Source organism: Streptomyces sp. W1SF4, assembly GCF_003950035.1.
Lineage (GTDB): Bacteria > Actinomycetota > Actinomycetes > Streptomycetales > Streptomycetaceae > Streptomyces > Streptomyces racemochromogenes.
On record NZ_CP034350.1, the window covers coordinates 4,448,340 to 4,464,850 of the forward strand.

Consider the following 16,511-nt stretch of genomic DNA (forward strand, 5'->3'; position numbering starts at 1 on the left):
CCACCGGGAAGGCGCGGCGGGGGATCAGCGGATTTGGCGGCGGCGCCTCAGGTGACCGGCCGTCGTGACCGAGGTCAGGGTGAGGAGGGCCAGGGCGGCGGCTGCGAGGCCCGGGGGGAGGCCCTTGGGGGTGAAGGTGCAGGAGAGGGTGCGGGTGGTCGGGGTGACCGGGAGGGAGAGGAGGCCGTGGAAGTCGCGGATCGGGGCCGAGCACTGCCAGCCGGGGATGTTCGTCACCGCGAGGACGGCGGTGCCGGTGGTGTTCGGGGGGAGGGTGGCCTCCAGGGTGTGGCCGCCGGTGCGGACCGAGGTGGCGCCGGTCGAATTCAGGGTGCTGACGGCGGTCTCCAGGGCGGTGCGGTCCAGGCAGCCGATGGGGGTCGGGCCGGCGGTGGCGTTCTCCGTGCGGGTCTCCACCGTCGCGGTGACCTCGCCCGAGGCGGGGACCGGGCCCAGGGGGACGACGCCCGTCATGCGGTCCTCCAGGGGGCGGGTGGAGTCCGGCGTGCGGAGGGTGCCGTACAGGGCGGGGGAGTACCAGTAGGCCTGGGAGCCGGGGGTGCACCGGGCGGCGTACGTCTGGGTGGTGGGGGTGCCCGTGCGGGTGGTCCGCGGGACCTCGTACACCGTCGCGCCCAGGACGTTCTCCTGGTGGGCGTAGACCGAGTCCGAGGGGTTGGGCGAGGTGTAGGGGGTGGTGCGGAGGGTGACCAGGGGCGGGGCCGGCTGCTTCGTCGCCGTCCAGGTGTTCGGCTCCGTGCCCGGGCGGACGCGGGCGCCGATGGAGAAGATCGCGTCGAGCACCGGGTTGTCGGCGCCGAAGAAGGTCCGGCCGTCGTTCTTGAAGCCGTAGCCCAGCGGTTCCAGGGCCTTGTAGGTGGCTTCCGGGAGGTAGCTGCTGTAGTACTGCGGGCCCTCCGCCCGCAGGGCGAGGGCGTCGTTGTACGAGGTCTGCGGCGCGCCCGAGTCCGTCCGGTAGGCGGGCCAGCCGTCCACGCTGCGGACCGCTTCGTAGTGGTTCGTGATGGAGCGGTTCGAGGTCGGGACGGGGGCCGCCCAGCGCTCGCGGGAGCGGCGGGCGTCCGCGTTGGCCGCGGCGACGGTCGATTCGGCGAAGACCACGCCGGTCATGAGGAGGGCGGCCAGGGGGAGGAGGGCCCGGTGCCGGTCCGCCTGGGTGAGCAGGAGCAGGGCCAGCAGGGACGCGGCGCCGCCCGCGAGCACGGCCGGCCAGGTCCAGCCGCCGAAGTCGTTCGTGTGGCGCAGGAGGAAGGTGGCCAGCAGGAGCAGGCCGGCCGACAGGGCCAGGTGGAGGGGGCGCGGGCGGTTGGCCAGGGCGAGCCAGGCCAGGACGACGACCATCCCGCTGAACACGAACGCCTCGCGGTACGGGTTGCCGTTCGGCACCGCCAGGCCGTGCCACACGTACTGCGTCGGGGGGAACTGGAAGGAGACCAGGACGAGGAGGGTGGCCGCCGCCCACGTCAGGCGGGTGCGGGCCGCGATGCGGGTGTTGAGCAGGAAGCCGCCCGCCAGGATCAGGCCCAGCGAGGCCACGTACAGGCGCGGGCGGCCGCCCCACAGGTGCGTGGCCGGGAGCATGCCGGACAGGAAGATCTCGATGCGGACCGGGTCGAAGGCTCCGGCCTTGGTGGGCTGGGCCGCCCCGCTGGACAGGAACGACGGCAGCAGGAGGGGGAGGGTCAGCAGGATGCCGGTGGCGGCGGCGGTCGCCGCGCGCCACAGGGCGCGCAGGCGCTGGGCGCCGGTCAGGTCCAGGGTGACCAGGCGGACGGCCAGCAGGACGCAGGCGGCCATCGTGGCCATCATGGCGGTGTAGAAGTTCCCGAACCAGGCGAGGGCGACCAGCAGCGCCACCCCTGGCCAGCGGCGCCCCTCCAGGCACCACTCGACGGCGATGCCGAGCAGCGGGAGGGCCACCAGGCCCCAGAGCCACATCGGGATGTACGAGGCGTCGCTGAGGGCCCAGCCGCACAGGCCGTAGCAGGCGCCGAGGACCCCGCGCTGCCACCACGGGCCGGGGTGCAGCTTGCCCAGGTAGACCGTCATCACCGCGGCCGCGGTGCCCATGGTGACCGGGGTGATCACGAAGACGGCCAGGTCGACGTGGTCGCGGGGCACGAGGACGGCCAGCCAGGAGAAGGGGTTGCCCAGGTAGGTGTAGTAGTCGGACAGGAACTGTTGTCCGAAGCCTCCCCGCCAGGTGAACAGCACGTCGCCGGCGGCCTGGCCGTGGACCAGGTCCCACAGGGCGCGGTGGAACGGGACGTACTGGTTGGCCTGGTCGTTGATGGCCCGGCCCTTGTTCCCGAAGGGGAAGGTGCCCCGGGCCGCCCAGGCCGCGCAGAAGGCGCCCGAGGTGACGAGGAAGGCGAGCAGGGGCCCGTACAGCCGGGAGAGGGCGGCGCGCCGCCGTGACGTGGGGGTTCGGCCGCCGTCGGGGGGCGGGTTCTCCGCCGTCGTCGGCTGCGGTGTGACCGTCCCCAATGTCCTGCTCCTGGCGCTCGTACGTTTTGGACTGACTCGCTGGGATTCGCTGGGCAGTGTAGTTCGCCCTCCCTACCACGCCGGTGCGCGGTCCGCGCGCCCGGCCCTTCCCGGGCCGTCCCGCCCGTGCGGCGCCTGAGCTGTGCGGTCGTCGCGGCGGTGGCGGGGCGGCTTATGTTTTGACCGGAGTGGATGCGGTGGGTACGCTCAGACCTTGTGCCTGGGGTGTGCCTGGGCTCCCGTGCGTGTCCATCAACCGCACGCGAGCGTCAACGGCCACCGCGATCCACGCGTCTTTCCGCATGTGCGGGGAGGTCCGCCGGATCCGACACACCCGACCGCGTGGGTCGGCAAAGTTCCAGGTTAGCTTCACTACACGGCACACAGAAACCGGAGAAGTAGTGCCTACGATCCAGCAGCTGGTCCGCAAGGGCCGGCAGGACAAGGTCGAGAAGACAAAGACCCCCGCGCTCGAGGCCTCGCCCCAGCGTCGCGGCGTCTGCACGCGTGTGTTCACGACCACCCCGAAGAAGCCGAACTCGGCGCTCCGTAAGGTCGCGCGTGTGCGTCTGACCTCCGGCATCGAGGTCACCGCTTACATTCCGGGTGAGGGACACAACCTGCAGGAGCACTCGATCGTGCTCGTGCGTGGTGGCCGTGTGAAGGACCTGCCGGGTGTTCGTTACAAGATCATCCGCGGTGCGCTTGACACCCAGGCTGTCAAGAACCGCAAGCAGGCCCGCAGCCGCTACGGCGCCAAGAAGGAGAAGTAAGAATGCCTCGTAAGGGCCCCGCCCCGAAGCGCCCGGTCATCATCGACCCGGTCTACGCATCTCCTCTGGTGACCTCGCTCATCAACAAGATCCTGCTGAACGGCAAGCGCTCCACCGCCGAGCGCATCGTCTACGGCGCCATGGAAGGCCTCCGCGAGAAGACCGGCAACGACCCGGTCATCACGCTGAAGCGCGCGCTGGAGAACGTGAAGCCGTCCCTCGAGGTCAAGTCCCGCCGTGTCGGTGGCGCGACCTACCAGGTCCCCGTCGAGGTCAAGCCGGGTCGCCAGTCGACCCTGGCCCTCCGCTGGCTCGTGGGTTACTCCCGCGCCCGTCGTGAGAAGACCATGACCGAGCGCCTCATGAACGAGCTGCTCGACGCCTCCAACGGTCTTGGCGCTGCCGTCAAGAAGCGCGAGGACACGCACAAGATGGCCGAGTCCAACAAGGCCTTCGCGCACTACCGCTGGTAGTCCCACCCCACATCGAGACCGAGAGAAGACCGAAGCCTTATGGCTACCACTTCGCTTGACCTGGCCAAGGTGCGCAACATCGGCATCATGGCCCACATCGACGCGGGCAAGACGACCACCACCGAGCGCATCCTGTTCTACACCGGTGTGTCTTACAAGATCGGTGAGGTCCACGACGGCGCTGCCACGATGGACTGGATGGAGCAGGAGCAGGAGCGCGGCATCACGATCACGTCGGCCGCGACGACCTGTCACTGGCCGCTCGAGGACGTCGACCACACCATCAACATCATCGACACCCCGGGTCACGTTGACTTCACGGTCGAGGTGGAGCGTTCGCTCCGCGTCCTCGACGGTGCCGTCACCGTGTTCGACGGTGTCGCCGGTGTGGAGCCGCAGTCCGAGACCGTTTGGCGTCAGGCGGACCGCTACGGCGTCCCGCGCATCTGCTTCGTCAACAAGCTCGACCGTACCGGCGCCGAGTTCATGCGCTGCGTCGACATGATCAAGGACCGCCTCGGTGCGGTTCCGATCGTCATGCAGCTCCCGATCGGTGCCGAGGCCGACTTCCAGGGCGTCGTCGACCTGGTCCGCATGAAGGCCCTCGTGTGGTCCGCCGAGGCCACCAAGGGCGAGATGTACGACGTCGTCGACATCCCGGCCACGCACACCGAGCTGGCCGAGGAATGGCGCGGCAAGCTCGTCGAGACCGTCGCCGAGAACGACGACGAGATGATGGAGCTGTACCTCGGTGGCGAAGAGCCGACCGAAGAGCAGCTGCACGCGGCCGTGCGCCGCATCATCCTCGGCTCCGGCAAGGGCAAGGGCGAAGCCACGATCACCGCGGTGTTCTGCGGTACGGCGTTCAAGAACAAGGGCGTCCAGCCCCTGCTCGACGCCGTCGTGCGCTACCTCCCGTCGCCGCTCGACATCGAGGCCATCGAGGGCCACGACGTCAAGGACGCCGAGGTCGTCGTCAAGCGCAAGCCGTCGGACGAGGAGCCCCTCGCCGCGCTCGCGTTCAAGATCATGAGCGACCCGCACCTCGGCAAGCTCACCTTCGTCCGGGTTTACTCGGGCCGCCTGGAGGCCGGCACCGCGGTGCTGAACTCCGTCAAGGGCAAGAAGGAGCGCATCGGCAAGATCTACCGCATGCACGCGAACAAGCGTGAGGAGATCGACGCGGTGGGCGCCGGCGACATCGTCGCCGTCATGGGCCTGAAGCAGACCACCACCGGTGAGACGCTTTGCGACGACAAGGCCCCCGTGATCCTGGAGTCCATGGACTTCCCGGCTCCGGTCATCCAGGTCGCCATCGAGCCCGCCTCGAAGGGTGACCAGGAGAAGCTGGGTGTCGCCATCCAGCGCCTCGCGGAAGAGGACCCGTCGTTCCACGTCCACTCGGACGAGGAGACCGGCCAGACCATCCTCGGCGGTATGGGCGAGCTGCACCTCGAGGTGCTGGTCGACCGTATGAAGCGCGAGTTCAAGGTCGTCGCCAACGTCGGCAAGCCGCAGGTCGCGTACCGCGAGACGATCCGCAAGGCCGTCGAGCGTCACGACTACACCCACAAGAAGCAGACCGGTGGTACCGGTCAGTTCGCCAAGGTGCAGATCGCGATCGAGCCGATCACGGACGCCGATGGTCCGGCGTACGAGTTCGTCAACAAGGTCACCGGTGGCCGCGTGCCGAAGGAGTACATCCCTTCGGTCGACGCCGGTGCGCAGGAAGCCATGCAGTTCGGCATCCTGGCCGGCTACGAGATGACTGGCGTCCGCGTCACGCTTCTCGACGGTGGCTACCACGAGGTCGACTCCTCCGAGCTCGCCTTCAAGATCGCCGGTTCGCAGGCCTTCAAGGAGGCCGCGCGCAAGGCTTCTCCCGTGCTCCTCGAGCCGATGATGGCCGTCGAGGTCACCACGCCGGAGGAGTCCATGGGTGACGTCATCGGCGACATCAACTCCCGCCGTGGCCAGATCCAGGCCATGGAGGACCGTCACGGAGCCAAGATCGTCAAGGGCCTCGTGCCCCTGTCGGAGATGTTCGGCTACGTCGGCGACCTCCGCAGCAAGACCTCGGGTCGCGCCAGCTACTCGATGCAGTTCGACTCCTACGCCGAGGTTCCCCGGAACGTCGCCGAGGAGATCATCGCGAAGGCCAAGGGCGAGTAACTCTTCCGAGTACACGCTTTAGGCTTGTCACCGGAGCCTCTGGGGCAACAGGAGCAACCCTCCCGTTGCCCCGGGGAACCCGGCTTTCCAGCAAAGATCACCTGGCGCCGATCTGTAAGGCGTACAGAACCACTCTCCAGGAGGACCCCCGTGGCGAAGGCGAAGTTCGAGCGGACTAAGCCGCACGTCAACATCGGCACCATCGGTCACATTGACCACGGTAAGACGACCCTCACGGCCGCCATTACCAAGGTGCTGCACGACGCGTACCCGGACCTGAACGAGGCCTCGGCCTTCGACCAGATCGACAAGGCTCCTGAGGAGCGCCAGCGCGGTATCACCATCTCCATCGCGCACGTCGAGTACCAGACCGAGGCGCGTCACTACGCCCACGTCGACTGCCCGGGTCACGCGGACTACATCAAGAACATGATCACCGGTGCCGCGCAGATGGACGGCGCCATCCTCGTGGTCGCCGCCACCGACGGCCCGATGCCGCAGACCAAGGAGCACGTGCTCCTGGCCCGCCAGGTCGGCGTTCCGTACATCGTCGTCGCCCTGAACAAGGCCGACATGGTGGACGACGAGGAGATCCTGGAGCTCGTCGAGCTCGAGGTCCGTGAGCTGCTCTCCGAGTACGACTTCCCGGGCGACGACCTCCCGGTCGTCCAGGTCTCCGCGCTCAAGGCGCTCGAGGGCGACAAGGAGTGGGGCGAGAAGCTCCTCGGCCTCATGAAGGCCGTCGACGAGTCGATCCCGACCCCGCCGCGTGACACCGACAAGCCGTTCCTCATGCCCGTCGAGGACGTCTTCACGATCACCGGTCGTGGCACCGTCGTCACCGGTCGTATCGAGCGTGGTGTCCTCAAGGTCAACGAGACCGTCGACATCATCGGCATCAAGACCGAGAAGACCACCACCACGGTCACCGGCATCGAGATGTTCCGCAAGCTGCTCGACGAGGGCCAGGCCGGCGAGAACGTCGGTCTGCTCCTCCGTGGCATCAAGCGCGAGGACGTCGAGCGCGGCCAGGTCATCATCAAGCCCGGTTCGGTCACGCCGCACACCGAGTTCGAGGCCGCCGCGTACATCCTGTCGAAGGACGAGGGTGGCCGTCACACCCCGTTCTTCAACAACTACCGCCCGCAGTTCTACTTCCGTACCACGGACGTGACCGGCGTCGTGACCCTCCCCGAGGGCACCGAGATGGTCATGCCGGGCGACAACACCGACATGTCCGTCCAGCTGATCCAGCCGGTCGCCATGGAGGAGGGCCTGAAGTTCGCCATCCGTGAGGGTGGTCGCACCGTCGGCGCCGGCCAGGTCACCAAGATCACGAAGTAATTCGTGTTCTGACCTGGTAGCTCGCACCAGCGGGCACCATGTTTGAGGCGAGGGCCCCTTTCCCACCGCTCCGGCGGTGGGGGAGGGGCCTTTGTCGTACTCCCCGGTAACGACGGGGCGACGGGGCCGTGAGAGGCTCCGGCGCGGATCGACGTACGGACGTTCGGGGTGGGGACATGGGGCGGCAGGACGCCGGGGGATCGGGGATCTCCGAAGAGGAGTGGCAGCGGTTCGGCGAGGAGATCGCGCGGGAGAGCGCGCAGGCGCCGAAGGAGCCGTCGGCGCGGGCGCGGATGGTCACCGAGCGGCTGCGGCGCGAGGAGCAGGAGCGGGCCCGCGCGGCCGGGCGGCGCGGGGCCCTCGGGCGCCGGGGGCGCCGGACGCCGGGCGACCCGCCGGGCTGGCGCACGGGGCCGTCCTGGCAGGAGGCGGAGGACCGCCGACGGCGCCGGCGCGGCCTCAGGGCCACCGCCGCGATCGTGGGCATCGCGGCCCTGGCGCTGGTCGTCGTACGGCCGGAGCTGCTCATCGACCGGCTGACCGGCAAGACGGAAGCCCGCGAGGCGGGCGCTGGGGCCCCGCCGCTGCCCGGGGAGTCCGTACGCCCGACCGCGGCCCCGGACGCCGCCCACCCGGACCGTCCGACCCCGGAGGAGCCCTTCCGCGGTTCGCCGGCCGCCCGGTGGGCCGACGGCGCCGCCGGCATCGAGGTCCCGGAGGCGGCCGCCACCGGCGGCTGGTCCCGCGAGGCGGTGGCGGACGCCCTGTCGAAGGCCAAGCGGTTCCTGGTCGCGGCCAACCTGGACCCGCGGACCGTGCGGGGGGAGCGTCCGGAGGCCGCGATGGCGCTCCTCGATCCCCGGCAGCCCGAGGTTCCCGAGCGCCTGGAGCGCTCGCTGACGCAGCCCGGCGGCGGCGAGAACAGCCCCGCCATCCTGTTCACCCGCTTCGACCCGGCCGAGGTCCAGCCGGTGGGGCACGTGGTCAAGGTGCGCGGCAGCATGCGCGCGGAGGCGGGTGACCCCGGTGAGCTGCTGGTGGTGACCGACTACACCTTCGTGCACCCGATGGCGAGGGCGGACCGGAGCGTGCAGCGGACGATCGTGCGCCGGCAGATCACCTTCTCGGTGCTGGACCCGGCGCGCTGGCGGGCCACGGCGGGGCGGCTGCAGCTGCACACGTACAAGGCGGAGTGGTCGAACGTGCGGTGCGAGCCGACCGGCGGGTTCCTGCACCCGGACTTCCCGCAGGACCGACCCGGCGGAACCCAGCCCTCCGGGCCGGCCACGGATCCGTACGACCGCAGCGGGGACATTCAGGGCGATGGGTGCGGGACCGTGACGAGGTCCTGACCAGGGATCCCCGTCGCGTGGCGCGGTTTGACGTGTCCGCGCGGCGGGGTATTCTCTTCGGCCCGATTGGCCAGGTACGTGTCTCGTATGGCAGACTACTCAAGTTGCTCGGTTGAGTGCCGATGCTGTGCGCCTCCCGCCGGGAGGACCGGAAGCGAGTCCCACAGTACTCGTCGTCCTTAATCTGCCTTTCGGGGCAGCAATGAGGGCGGACGTACGGGAATCTTCTGGGAAGTGTCAGCACGGTGCCCACCAGGCACCCGGTGGGTGTTTCTCCCCCGATACGCGGTCAGGACCGCATCCCCTTGGACGAGGGAATTTCCGTATGGGAATTTTCTGTAGAGGGTGTGCGACACGCCCGACCGCGTGGGTCGGAGAGAAGCCGCGGAACCCGTTCCGCAGCCTCCCGGGAGCCAGAGCGTTCCACACACAGACAGGACTACGGAGTAGCCATGGCGGGACAGAAGATCCGCATCCGGCTCAAGGCCTACGACCACGAGGTCATCGACTCCTCGGCGAAGAAGATCGTCGAGACGGTGACGCGCACTGGTGCGTCGGTCGCGGGCCCGGTGCCGCTGCCCACTGAGAAGAACGTGTACTGCGTCATCAAGTCGCCGCACAAGTACAAGGACTCGCGCGAGCACTTCGAGATGCGCACGCACAAGCGCCTGATCGACATCCTCGACCCGACGCCCAAGACCGTTGACTCGCTGATGCGCCTGGACCTTCCGGCCGGCGTTGACATCGAGATCAAGCTCTGAGAGGCGTCGAGAAGATGGCAAAGCAGATCAAGGGCGTCCTGGGCGAGAAGCTCGGCATGACCCAGGTCTGGGACGAGAACAACCGTGTCGTCCCGGTGACCGTCGTCAAGGCCGGACCCTGCGTCGTGACCCAGGTCCGTACCAACGACACCGACGGCTACGAGTCGGTCCAGATCGCCTTCGGCGAGATCGACCCGCGCAAGGTGAACAAGCCCCTCAAGGGCCACTTCGCCAAGGCCGACGTGACCCCCCGCCGCCACCTGGTGGAGCTCCGCACCTCCGACGCCAGCGAGTACACGCTCGGCCAGGAGATCACCGCTGAGATCTTCGAGTCCGGCGTCAAGGTTGACGTCACGGGCAACAGCAAGGGCAAGGGCTTCGCCGGTGTCATGAAGCGGCACAACTTCCGGGGCCTCGGCGCCGGTCACGGTGTGCAGCGCAAGCACCGCTCCCCCGGTTCGATCGGTGGCTGCGCCACCCCTGGGCGTGTCTTCAAGGGCATGCGCATGGCCGGTCGCATGGGTAACGAGCGCGTCACCACCCAGAACCTGACCATCCACGCGGTTGACGCGGAGAAGGGTCTGCTCCTCATCAAGGGCGCGGTCCCCGGTCCGAACGGCGGCCTCGTCCTGGTCCGTACCGCGGCCAAGGGGGCTTGAGGTAATGAGCACCATTGACATCCTTTCGCCGGCAGGCGACAAGGCCGGTACCGTCGAGCTCCCCGCGGAGATCTTCGACGCGAAGACCAGCGTTCCGCTGATCCACCAGGTCGTCGTCGCCCAGCTGGCAGCTGCCCGTCAGGGCACGCACAAGACCAAGACCCGTGGCGAAGTCCGTGGTGGTGGCAAGAAGCCTTACCGCCAGAAGGGCACCGGCCGCGCCCGTCAGGGTTCGACCCGCGCTCCGCAGTTCGCCGGCGGTGGCGTCGTCCACGGCCCGCAGCCGCGTGACTACTCGCAGCGGACCCCCAAGAAGATGAAGGCCGCCGCCCTCCGCGGTGCCCTCTCGGACCGTGCGCGTCACTCCCGCATCCACGTCGTCACCGGCGTGGTCGAGGGTGCCGCCTCCACGAAGGCCGCCAAGACGCTGTTCGGCAAGATCTCGGAGCGCAAGAACCTGCTCCTGGTCGCCGAGCGCTCTGACGAGCTGGCGTGGCTGTCCGCCCGCAACCTGCCCCAGGTTCACATCCTGGAGCCGGGCCAGCTGAACACGTACGACGTGATCGTCTCTGACGACGTGGTCTTCACCCAGGCCGCGCTCGAGTCCTTCGTGTCTGGCCCCAAGGCCGATGAGACCGAAGGGAACGAGGCCTGATGTCTGAGGCGACCGTTACCAGCAAGACCTTCACCGACCCGCGCGACCTGCTGATCAAGCCGGTCGTCTCGGAGAAGAGCTACGCGCTGCTGGACGAGAACAAGTACACGTTCATCGTCGCGCCCGGCGCCAACAAGACCCAGATCAAGCAGGCCGTCGAGGCGGTCTTCTCGGTCAAGGTCACCGGGGTCAACACGATCAACCGTCAGGGTAAGCGCAAGCGCACCAAGACCGGTTTCGGCAAGCGCGCCAACACCAAGCGCGCCATCGTGACCCTTGCCGAGGGCAACCGTATCGACATCTTCGGCGGCCAGGCCTCCTAACGGAGGTCTAGTCGTCCGGAATCGGACGAGGACTGAGAAATGGGTATCCGCAAGTACAAGCCGACGACCCCGGGCCGTCGTGGCTCCAGCGTCGCCGACTTTGTCGAGATCACGCGGTCCACGCCGGAGAAGTCGCTGGTTCGCCCTCTGCACAGCAAGGGCGGCCGTAACAACACCGGCCGGATCACCGTTCGCCACCAGGGTGGCGGACACAAGCGCGCCTACCGAGTGATCGACTTCCGTCGTCACGACAAGGACGGCGTGCCGGCCAAGGTCGCGCACATCGAGTACGACCCCAACCGCACCGCGCGCATCGCGCTGCTGCACTACGCCGACGGCGAGAAGCGCTACATCATCGCGCCGCGCGGTCTGCAGCAGGGTGACCGGATCGAGAACGGCCCCACGGCCGACATCAAGCCGGGCAACAACCTCGCGCTCCGCAACATCCCGGTCGGTACCACGATCCACGCGATCGAGCTCCGTCCCGGTGGCGGCGCGAAGTTCGCCCGCTCCGCTGGTGCCTCCGTGCAGCTGCTCGCGAAGGAGGGCGTGATGGCCCACCTCCGCATGCCGTCCGGTGAGATCCGTCTCGTCGACGCGCGCTGCCGCGCCACCGTCGGCGAGGTCGGCAACGCCGAGCAGTCGAACATCAACTGGGGCAAGGCCGGCCGCATGCGCTGGAAGGGCGTTCGCCCGACCGTCCGCGGTGTCGCGATGAACCCGGTTGACCACCCGCACGGTGGTGGTGAGGGCAAGACCAGCGGTGGTCGCCACCCGGTCTCCCCGTGGGGTCAGAAGGAGGGTCGTACTCGCTCGCCGAAGAAGGCTTCGAGCAAGTACATCGTCCGCCGCCGCAAGACGAACAAGAAGCGCTAGGAGCGGGTTTAGATGCCGCGCAGTCTCAAGAAGGGGCCCTTCGTCGACGACCACCTCGTAAAGAAGGTGGACGCCCAGAACGAAGCCGGCACCAAGAACGTCATCAAGACCTGGTCCCGTCGCTCGATGATCATCCCCAGCATGCTGGGTCACACGATCGCGGTGCACAACGGCAAGACCCACGTCCCGGTGTTCGTCACCGAGTCGATGGTCGGCCACAAGCTCGGCGAGTTCTCGCCGACTCGCACCTTCCGCGGCCACGTCAAGGACGACCGGAAGTCGAAGCGCCGCTAATCGCGGGGTGGTTACGACTATGACTAACACCGAAGGGACAACCATGGAAGCCAGGGCCCAGGCGCGGTACATCCGCGTCACGCCCATGAAGGCCCGCCGAGTGGTGGACCTCATCCGTGGCATGGATGCCACGGAGGCTCAGGCGGTCCTGCGTTTCGCCCCGCAGGCCGCGAGCGTGCCGGTCGGCAAGGTGCTGGACAGCGCCATTGCCAACGCCGCGCACAACTACAACCACCCGGACGCCTCCACGCTGGTCATCAGCGAGGCGTACGTGGACGAGGGCCCGACCCTGAAGCGGTTCCGTCCGCGTGCCCAGGGCCGTGCCTACCGGATCCGCAAGCGGACCAGCCACATCACCGTGGTCGTCAGCAGCAAGGAAGGTTCCCGGTAATGGGCCAGAAGGTAAACCCGCACGGGTTCCGACTCGGCATCACCACGGACTTCAAGTCCCGCTGGTACGCCGACAAGCTGTACAAGGACTACGTCAAGGAAGACGTCGCCATCCGTCGGATGATGACGTCCGGCATGGAGCGCGCCGGCATCTCGAAGGTTGAGATCGAGCGCACCCGTGACCGCGTGCGTGTGGACATCCACACCGCCCGTCCCGGCATCGTCATCGGCCGCCGTGGCGCCGAGGCCGACCGCATCCGCGGTGACCTCGAGAAGCTCACGGGCAAGCAGGTCCAGCTGAACATCCTCGAGGTCAAGAACCCCGAGCTCGACGCTCAGCTCGTTGCCCAGGCCGTTGCCGAGCAGCTCTCCTCCCGCGTCTCCTTCCGTCGTGCCATGCGCAAGAGCATGCAGGGCACCATGAAGGCCGGCGCCAAGGGCATCAAGATCCAGTGCGGTGGCCGTCTCGGCGGCGCCGAGATGTCCCGCTCCGAGTTCTACCGCGAGGGTCGTGTGCCGCTGCACACGCTGCGCGCGAACGTGGACTACGGCTTCTTCGAGGCCAAGACCACCTTCGGCCGTATCGGCGTGAAGGTCTGGATCTACAAGGGCGACGTCAAGAACATCGCCGAGGTTCGCGCCGAGAACGCCGCGGCCCGTGCGGGTAACCGCCCGGCCCGTGGTGCCGGCGCTGGCGACCGTCCCGCCGGCCGTGGTGGCCGTGGTGGCGAGCGCGGCGGCCGTGGTGGCCGCAAGCCGCAGCAGGCTGCTGGTGCCGAGGCCCCCAAGGCCGACGCCCCCGCCGCCGCTCCGGCTGAGAGCACCGGAACGGAGGCCTGACCGACATGCTGATCCCTCGTAGGGTCAAGCACCGCAAGCAGCACCACCCGAAGCGCAGCGGTATGGCCAAGGGCGGTACTGAGGTCTCGTTCGGCGAGTACGGCATCCAGGCGCTCACCCCCGCCTACGTGACGAACCGCCAGATCGAGGCGGCTCGTATCGCGATGACCCGCCACATCAAGCGTGGCGGCAAGGTCTGGATCAACATCTACCCGGACCGCCCGCTGACGAAGAAGCCTGCCGAGACCCGCATGGGTTCCGGTAAGGGTTCCCCGGAGTGGTGGATCGCGAACGTGCACCCGGGCCGGGTCATGTTCGAGCTGTCCTACCCGAACGAAAAGATTGCGCGTGAGGCTCTCACTCGTGCGGCCCACAAGCTGCCGATGAAGTGCCGCATCGTCAAGCGCGAGGCAGGTGAGTCGTGATGGCGACGGGAACCAAGGCGTCCGAGCTCCGCGAGCTCGGCAACGAGGAGCTCGTTGCCAAGCTGCGCGAGGCCAAGGAGGAGCTGTTCAAGCTCCGTTTCCAGGCGGCCACCGGCCAGCTGGAGAACAACGGCCGGCTCAAGTCCGTCCGTAAGGACATCGCTCGCATCTACACCCTGATGCACGAGCGTGAGCTCGGTATCGAGACGGTGGAGAACGCCTGATGAGCGAGAACAACGTGACTGAGAAGACCGAGCGCGGTTTCCGCAAGACCCGTGAGGGTCTGGTCGTCAGCGACAAGATGGACAAGACCGTCGTCGTCGCCGTCGAGGACCGTGTGAAGCACGCGCTGTACGGCAAGGTCATCCGCCGTACGAACAAGCTCAAGGCGCACGACGAGCAGAACGCTGCCGGCGTCGGCGACCGCGTCCTCATCATGGAGACGCGTCCGCTGTCGGCGACCAAGCGCTGGCGCATCGTCGAGATCCTCGAGAAGGCCAAGTAATCACTTGAAGGGGTAACCCTTCAGGTTCGTTCCGCCAGGCTCGGCCGGGGCTTCTGTGAAGCCCCGGCCGGGAACCGGCAGACAAACAGGAGATAGACGTGATCCAGCAGGAGTCGCGACTGCGTGTCGCCGACAACACTGGTGCCAAGGAGATCCTTTGCATCCGTGTTCTCGGTGGCTCCGGTCGCCGCTACGCGGGCATCGGTGACGTCATCGTCGCCACCGTCAAGGATGCGATCCCCGGTGGCAACGTGAAGAAGGGTGACGTCGTCAAGGCGGTCATCGTTCGCACCGTCAAGGAGCGCCGCCGCCAGGACGGCTCGTACATCCGCTTCGACGAGAACGCCGCCGTCATTCTGAAGAACGACGGCGACCCTCGCGGCACCCGTATCTTCGGCCCCGTGGGCCGTGAGCTGCGCGAGAAGAAGTTCATGAAGATCATCTCGCTCGCGCCGGAGGTGCTGTAAGCATGAAGATCAAGAAGGGCGACCTGGTCCAGGTCATCACCGGTAAGGACAAGGGCAAGCAGGGCAAGGTCATCGCGGCCTTCCCGACCGAGTCCCGCGTCCTCGTCGAGGGTGTCAACCGGGTCAAGAAGCACACCAAGGCTGGCCAGAACCAGGCCGGTGGCATCGTGATCACCGAGGCCCCGGTCCACGTCAGCAACGTTCAGCTGGTTGTGGAGAAGGACGGCAAGAAGGTCGTCACCCGCGTCGGTTTCCGCTTCGACGACGAGGGCAACAAGATCCGCGTTGCCAAGCGCACGGGTGAGGACATCTGATGGCTACCACTCCGCGTCTGAAGACGAAGTACCGCGAGGACATCGCGGGCAAGCTGCGTGAGGAGTTCTCCTACGAGAACGTCATGCAGATCCCCGGCCTCGTCAAGATCGTCGTGAACATGGGTGTCGGCGACGCCGCCCGTGACTCGAAGCTGATCGACGGTGCCATCCGCGACCTGACGACGATCACCGGCCAGAAGCCGGCCGTCACGAAGGCCCGCAAGTCCATCGCGCAGTTCAAGCTGCGCGAGGGTCAGCCGATCGGCTGCCACGTCACCCTCCGTGGTGACCGCATGTGGGAGTTCCTGGACCGTACGCTGTCGCTCGCGCTGCCGCGTATCCGTGACTTCCGCGGTCTGTCGCCGAAGCAGTTCGACGGCCGTGGCAACTACACCTTCGGTCTCACGGAGCAGGTCATGTTCCACGAGATCGACCAGGACAAGATCGACCGTACCCGGGGTATGGACATCACCGTGGTCACCACGGCGACCAACGACGACGAGGGCCGCGCGCTCCTTCGTCACCTCGGCTTCCCCTTCAAGGAGGCGTAAGCGAGATGGCGAAGAAGGCTCTCATCGCGAAGGCTGCCCGCAAGCCCAAGTTCGGTGTGCGTGCGTACACCCGCTGCCAGCGCTGCGGTCGCCCCCACTCCGTGTACCGCAAGTTCGGCCTGTGCCGCGTGTGCCTTCGTGAGATGGCTCACCGTGGCGAGCTGCCGGGCGTGACCAAGAGCTCCTGGTAACTCCTCCCGGTCCGTAAGGACTTGGGGAAGTTCCAGAGACTCTCGGTAAGCATCTGGTCGGCGGATGCCCGGCCGCGCATGCCTTAGGCTTGTGTGGTTGGGCGTCCGCCGCCCATAACGACTTACTACGCCGTAGGTCCCCGCACCGCACCCGTCCCGCCTCTGAGCGGGGAGAGGGATGGCGCATACAGGAAACCCCGGCGAGAGAGGCCGAAGGCCACTTCATGACCATGACTGACCCGATCGCAGACATGCTCACGCGTCTGCGTAACGCTAACTCGGCGTACCACGACACCGTCGTGATGCCGCACAGCAAGATCAAGTCGCACATCGCGGAGATCCTCAAGCAGGAGGGTTTCATCACCGGCTGGAAGGTCGAGGACGCCGAGGTCGGCAAGAACCTCGTCCTCGAGCTGAAGTTCGGGCCGAACCGTGAGCGCTCCATCGCGGGCATCAAGCGGATCTCGAAGCCCGGTCTGCGCGTGTACGCGAAGTCCACCAACCTGCCGAAGGTCCTCGGTGGCCTGGGCGTGGCGATCATCTCCACGTCGCACGGTCTCCTGACCGGCCAGCAGGCAGGCAAGAAGGGCGTAGGTGGGGAAGTCCTCGCCTACGTCTGGTAGTCGGGAACGGAGGAA

At 67.6% G+C, this 16,511-nt stretch carries 22 protein-coding genes; 21 read left to right on the plus strand and 1 reads right to left on the minus strand.

Translation table 11 applies throughout. The annotated features are described in order from the left end of the window. Positions 1-24: 24 nt before the first annotated feature. Positions 25-2,508, minus strand: a complete 2,484-nt coding sequence (locus tag D1J60_RS20830) for a YfhO family protein (RefSeq protein ID WP_241253343.1) — start codon at positions 2,506-2,508, stop codon at positions 25-27. A 401-nt stretch (positions 2,509-2,909) separates the two neighbouring features. Between D1J60_RS20830 and rpsL the strand changes: the two genes are divergently transcribed. The 21 genes from rpsL to rpsH all read left to right on the plus strand — a co-directional run bounded on the left by rpsL (position 2,910) and on the right by rpsH (position 16,496). Continuing rightward, a complete protein-coding gene (rpsL, locus tag D1J60_RS20835; RefSeq protein ID WP_007265893.1) occupies positions 2,910-3,281 on the plus strand; it encodes a 30S ribosomal protein S12 in 372 nt (123 codons plus the stop codon). A 2-nt stretch (positions 3,282-3,283) separates the two neighbouring features. Continuing rightward, complete coding sequence (gene rpsG, locus D1J60_RS20840; protein WP_007265894.1) at positions 3,284-3,754, plus strand: 30S ribosomal protein S7; 471 nt, start codon at positions 3,284-3,286, stop codon at positions 3,752-3,754. 39 nt (positions 3,755-3,793) lie between these two features. Continuing rightward, the gene (gene fusA, locus D1J60_RS20845) at positions 3,794-5,926 is read left to right on the plus strand and encodes an elongation factor G (RefSeq protein WP_125603750.1); all 2,133 of its coding nucleotides are present in this window, start codon (positions 3,794-3,796) and stop codon (positions 5,924-5,926) included. A 150-nt stretch (positions 5,927-6,076) separates the two neighbouring features. Continuing rightward, entirely contained in the window at positions 6,077-7,270 is a 1,194-nt protein-coding gene (tuf, locus tag D1J60_RS20850; RefSeq protein WP_125603751.1) for an elongation factor Tu, read from the plus strand. Between the two features lie 176 nt (positions 7,271-7,446). Next, positions 7,447-8,622 (plus strand): hypothetical protein, encoded by a 1,176-nt coding sequence (locus D1J60_RS20855; RefSeq protein WP_125822121.1) that lies wholly within the window; start codon positions 7,447-7,449, stop codon positions 8,620-8,622. 452 nt (positions 8,623-9,074) lie between these two features. Next, a complete protein-coding gene (rpsJ, locus tag D1J60_RS20860; protein WP_003948644.1) occupies positions 9,075-9,383 on the plus strand; it encodes a 30S ribosomal protein S10 in 309 nt (102 codons plus the stop codon). A gap of 14 nt (positions 9,384-9,397) precedes the next feature. Beyond that, positions 9,398-10,042, plus strand: a complete 645-nt coding sequence (rplC, locus tag D1J60_RS20865) for a 50S ribosomal protein L3 (protein ID WP_125594709.1) — start codon at positions 9,398-9,400, stop codon at positions 10,040-10,042. 4 nt (positions 10,043-10,046) lie between these two features. Next, a complete protein-coding gene (rplD, locus tag D1J60_RS20870) occupies positions 10,047-10,697 on the plus strand; it encodes a 50S ribosomal protein L4 (RefSeq protein ID WP_007265900.1) in 651 nt (216 codons plus the stop codon). Then, on the plus strand, positions 10,697-11,020 hold the full coding sequence (gene rplW / locus D1J60_RS20875) for a 50S ribosomal protein L23 (RefSeq protein ID WP_007265901.1): 324 nt from the start codon (positions 10,697-10,699) through the stop codon (positions 11,018-11,020). The genes rplD and rplW overlap by 1 nt, the downstream gene beginning before the upstream one ends. A 39-nt stretch (positions 11,021-11,059) precedes the next feature. After that, on the plus strand, positions 11,060-11,896 hold the full coding sequence (rplB, locus tag D1J60_RS20880; RefSeq protein ID WP_125822122.1) for a 50S ribosomal protein L2: 837 nt from the start codon (positions 11,060-11,062) through the stop codon (positions 11,894-11,896). A 12-nt stretch (positions 11,897-11,908) separates the two neighbouring features. Next, positions 11,909-12,190, plus strand: coding sequence for a 30S ribosomal protein S19 (gene rpsS / locus D1J60_RS20885; protein WP_007265903.1), 282 nt, complete (start codon positions 11,909-11,911; stop codon positions 12,188-12,190). Positions 12,191-12,233: 43 nt separating this feature from the next. Beyond that, on the plus strand, positions 12,234-12,581 hold the full coding sequence (gene rplV / locus D1J60_RS20890) for a 50S ribosomal protein L22 (protein ID WP_007265904.1): 348 nt from the start codon (positions 12,234-12,236) through the stop codon (positions 12,579-12,581). Further along, positions 12,581-13,420 (plus strand): 30S ribosomal protein S3, encoded by an 840-nt coding sequence (gene rpsC, locus D1J60_RS20895; RefSeq protein ID WP_007265905.1) that lies wholly within the window; start codon positions 12,581-12,583, stop codon positions 13,418-13,420. Before rplV ends, rpsC begins: the two co-directional genes overlap by 1 nt. A gap of 5 nt (positions 13,421-13,425) precedes the next feature. Continuing rightward, the gene (gene rplP / locus D1J60_RS20900) at positions 13,426-13,845 is read left to right on the plus strand and encodes a 50S ribosomal protein L16 (RefSeq protein ID WP_007265906.1); all 420 of its coding nucleotides are present in this window, start codon (positions 13,426-13,428) and stop codon (positions 13,843-13,845) included. After that, positions 13,845-14,069 (plus strand): 50S ribosomal protein L29, encoded by a 225-nt coding sequence (rpmC, locus tag D1J60_RS20905; protein WP_007265907.1) that lies wholly within the window; start codon positions 13,845-13,847, stop codon positions 14,067-14,069. Before rplP ends, rpmC begins: the two co-directional genes overlap by 1 nt. Next, positions 14,069-14,350: a 30S ribosomal protein S17 gene (rpsQ, locus tag D1J60_RS20910; RefSeq protein ID WP_007265908.1), complete on the plus strand. Its 282-nt coding sequence runs from the start codon at positions 14,069-14,071 to the stop codon at positions 14,348-14,350. The genes rpmC and rpsQ overlap by 1 nt, the downstream gene beginning before the upstream one ends. A 98-nt stretch (positions 14,351-14,448) precedes the next feature. Further along, positions 14,449-14,817: a 50S ribosomal protein L14 gene (rplN, locus tag D1J60_RS20915; protein ID WP_003956455.1), complete on the plus strand. Its 369-nt coding sequence runs from the start codon at positions 14,449-14,451 to the stop codon at positions 14,815-14,817. Positions 14,818-14,819: 2 nt separating this feature from the next. Beyond that, positions 14,820-15,131: a 50S ribosomal protein L24 gene (gene rplX / locus D1J60_RS20920; RefSeq protein ID WP_007265909.1), complete on the plus strand. Its 312-nt coding sequence runs from the start codon at positions 14,820-14,822 to the stop codon at positions 15,129-15,131. After that, positions 15,131-15,682 carry a 50S ribosomal protein L5 gene (gene rplE, locus D1J60_RS20925; RefSeq protein WP_030298216.1) on the plus strand — a complete coding sequence of 184 codons (552 nt, stop codon included), beginning with the start codon at positions 15,131-15,133 and terminating at the stop codon, positions 15,680-15,682. Before rplX ends, rplE begins: the two co-directional genes overlap by 1 nt. Positions 15,683-15,687: 5 nt before the next feature. Continuing rightward, the gene (locus D1J60_RS20930) at positions 15,688-15,873 is read left to right on the plus strand and encodes a type Z 30S ribosomal protein S14 (protein ID WP_003956452.1); all 186 of its coding nucleotides are present in this window, start codon (positions 15,688-15,690) and stop codon (positions 15,871-15,873) included. A gap of 224 nt (positions 15,874-16,097) precedes the next feature. Continuing rightward, the gene (gene rpsH, locus D1J60_RS20940; RefSeq protein ID WP_007265911.1) at positions 16,098-16,496 is read left to right on the plus strand and encodes a 30S ribosomal protein S8; all 399 of its coding nucleotides are present in this window, start codon (positions 16,098-16,100) and stop codon (positions 16,494-16,496) included. Positions 16,497-16,511 lie beyond the last annotated feature (15 nt).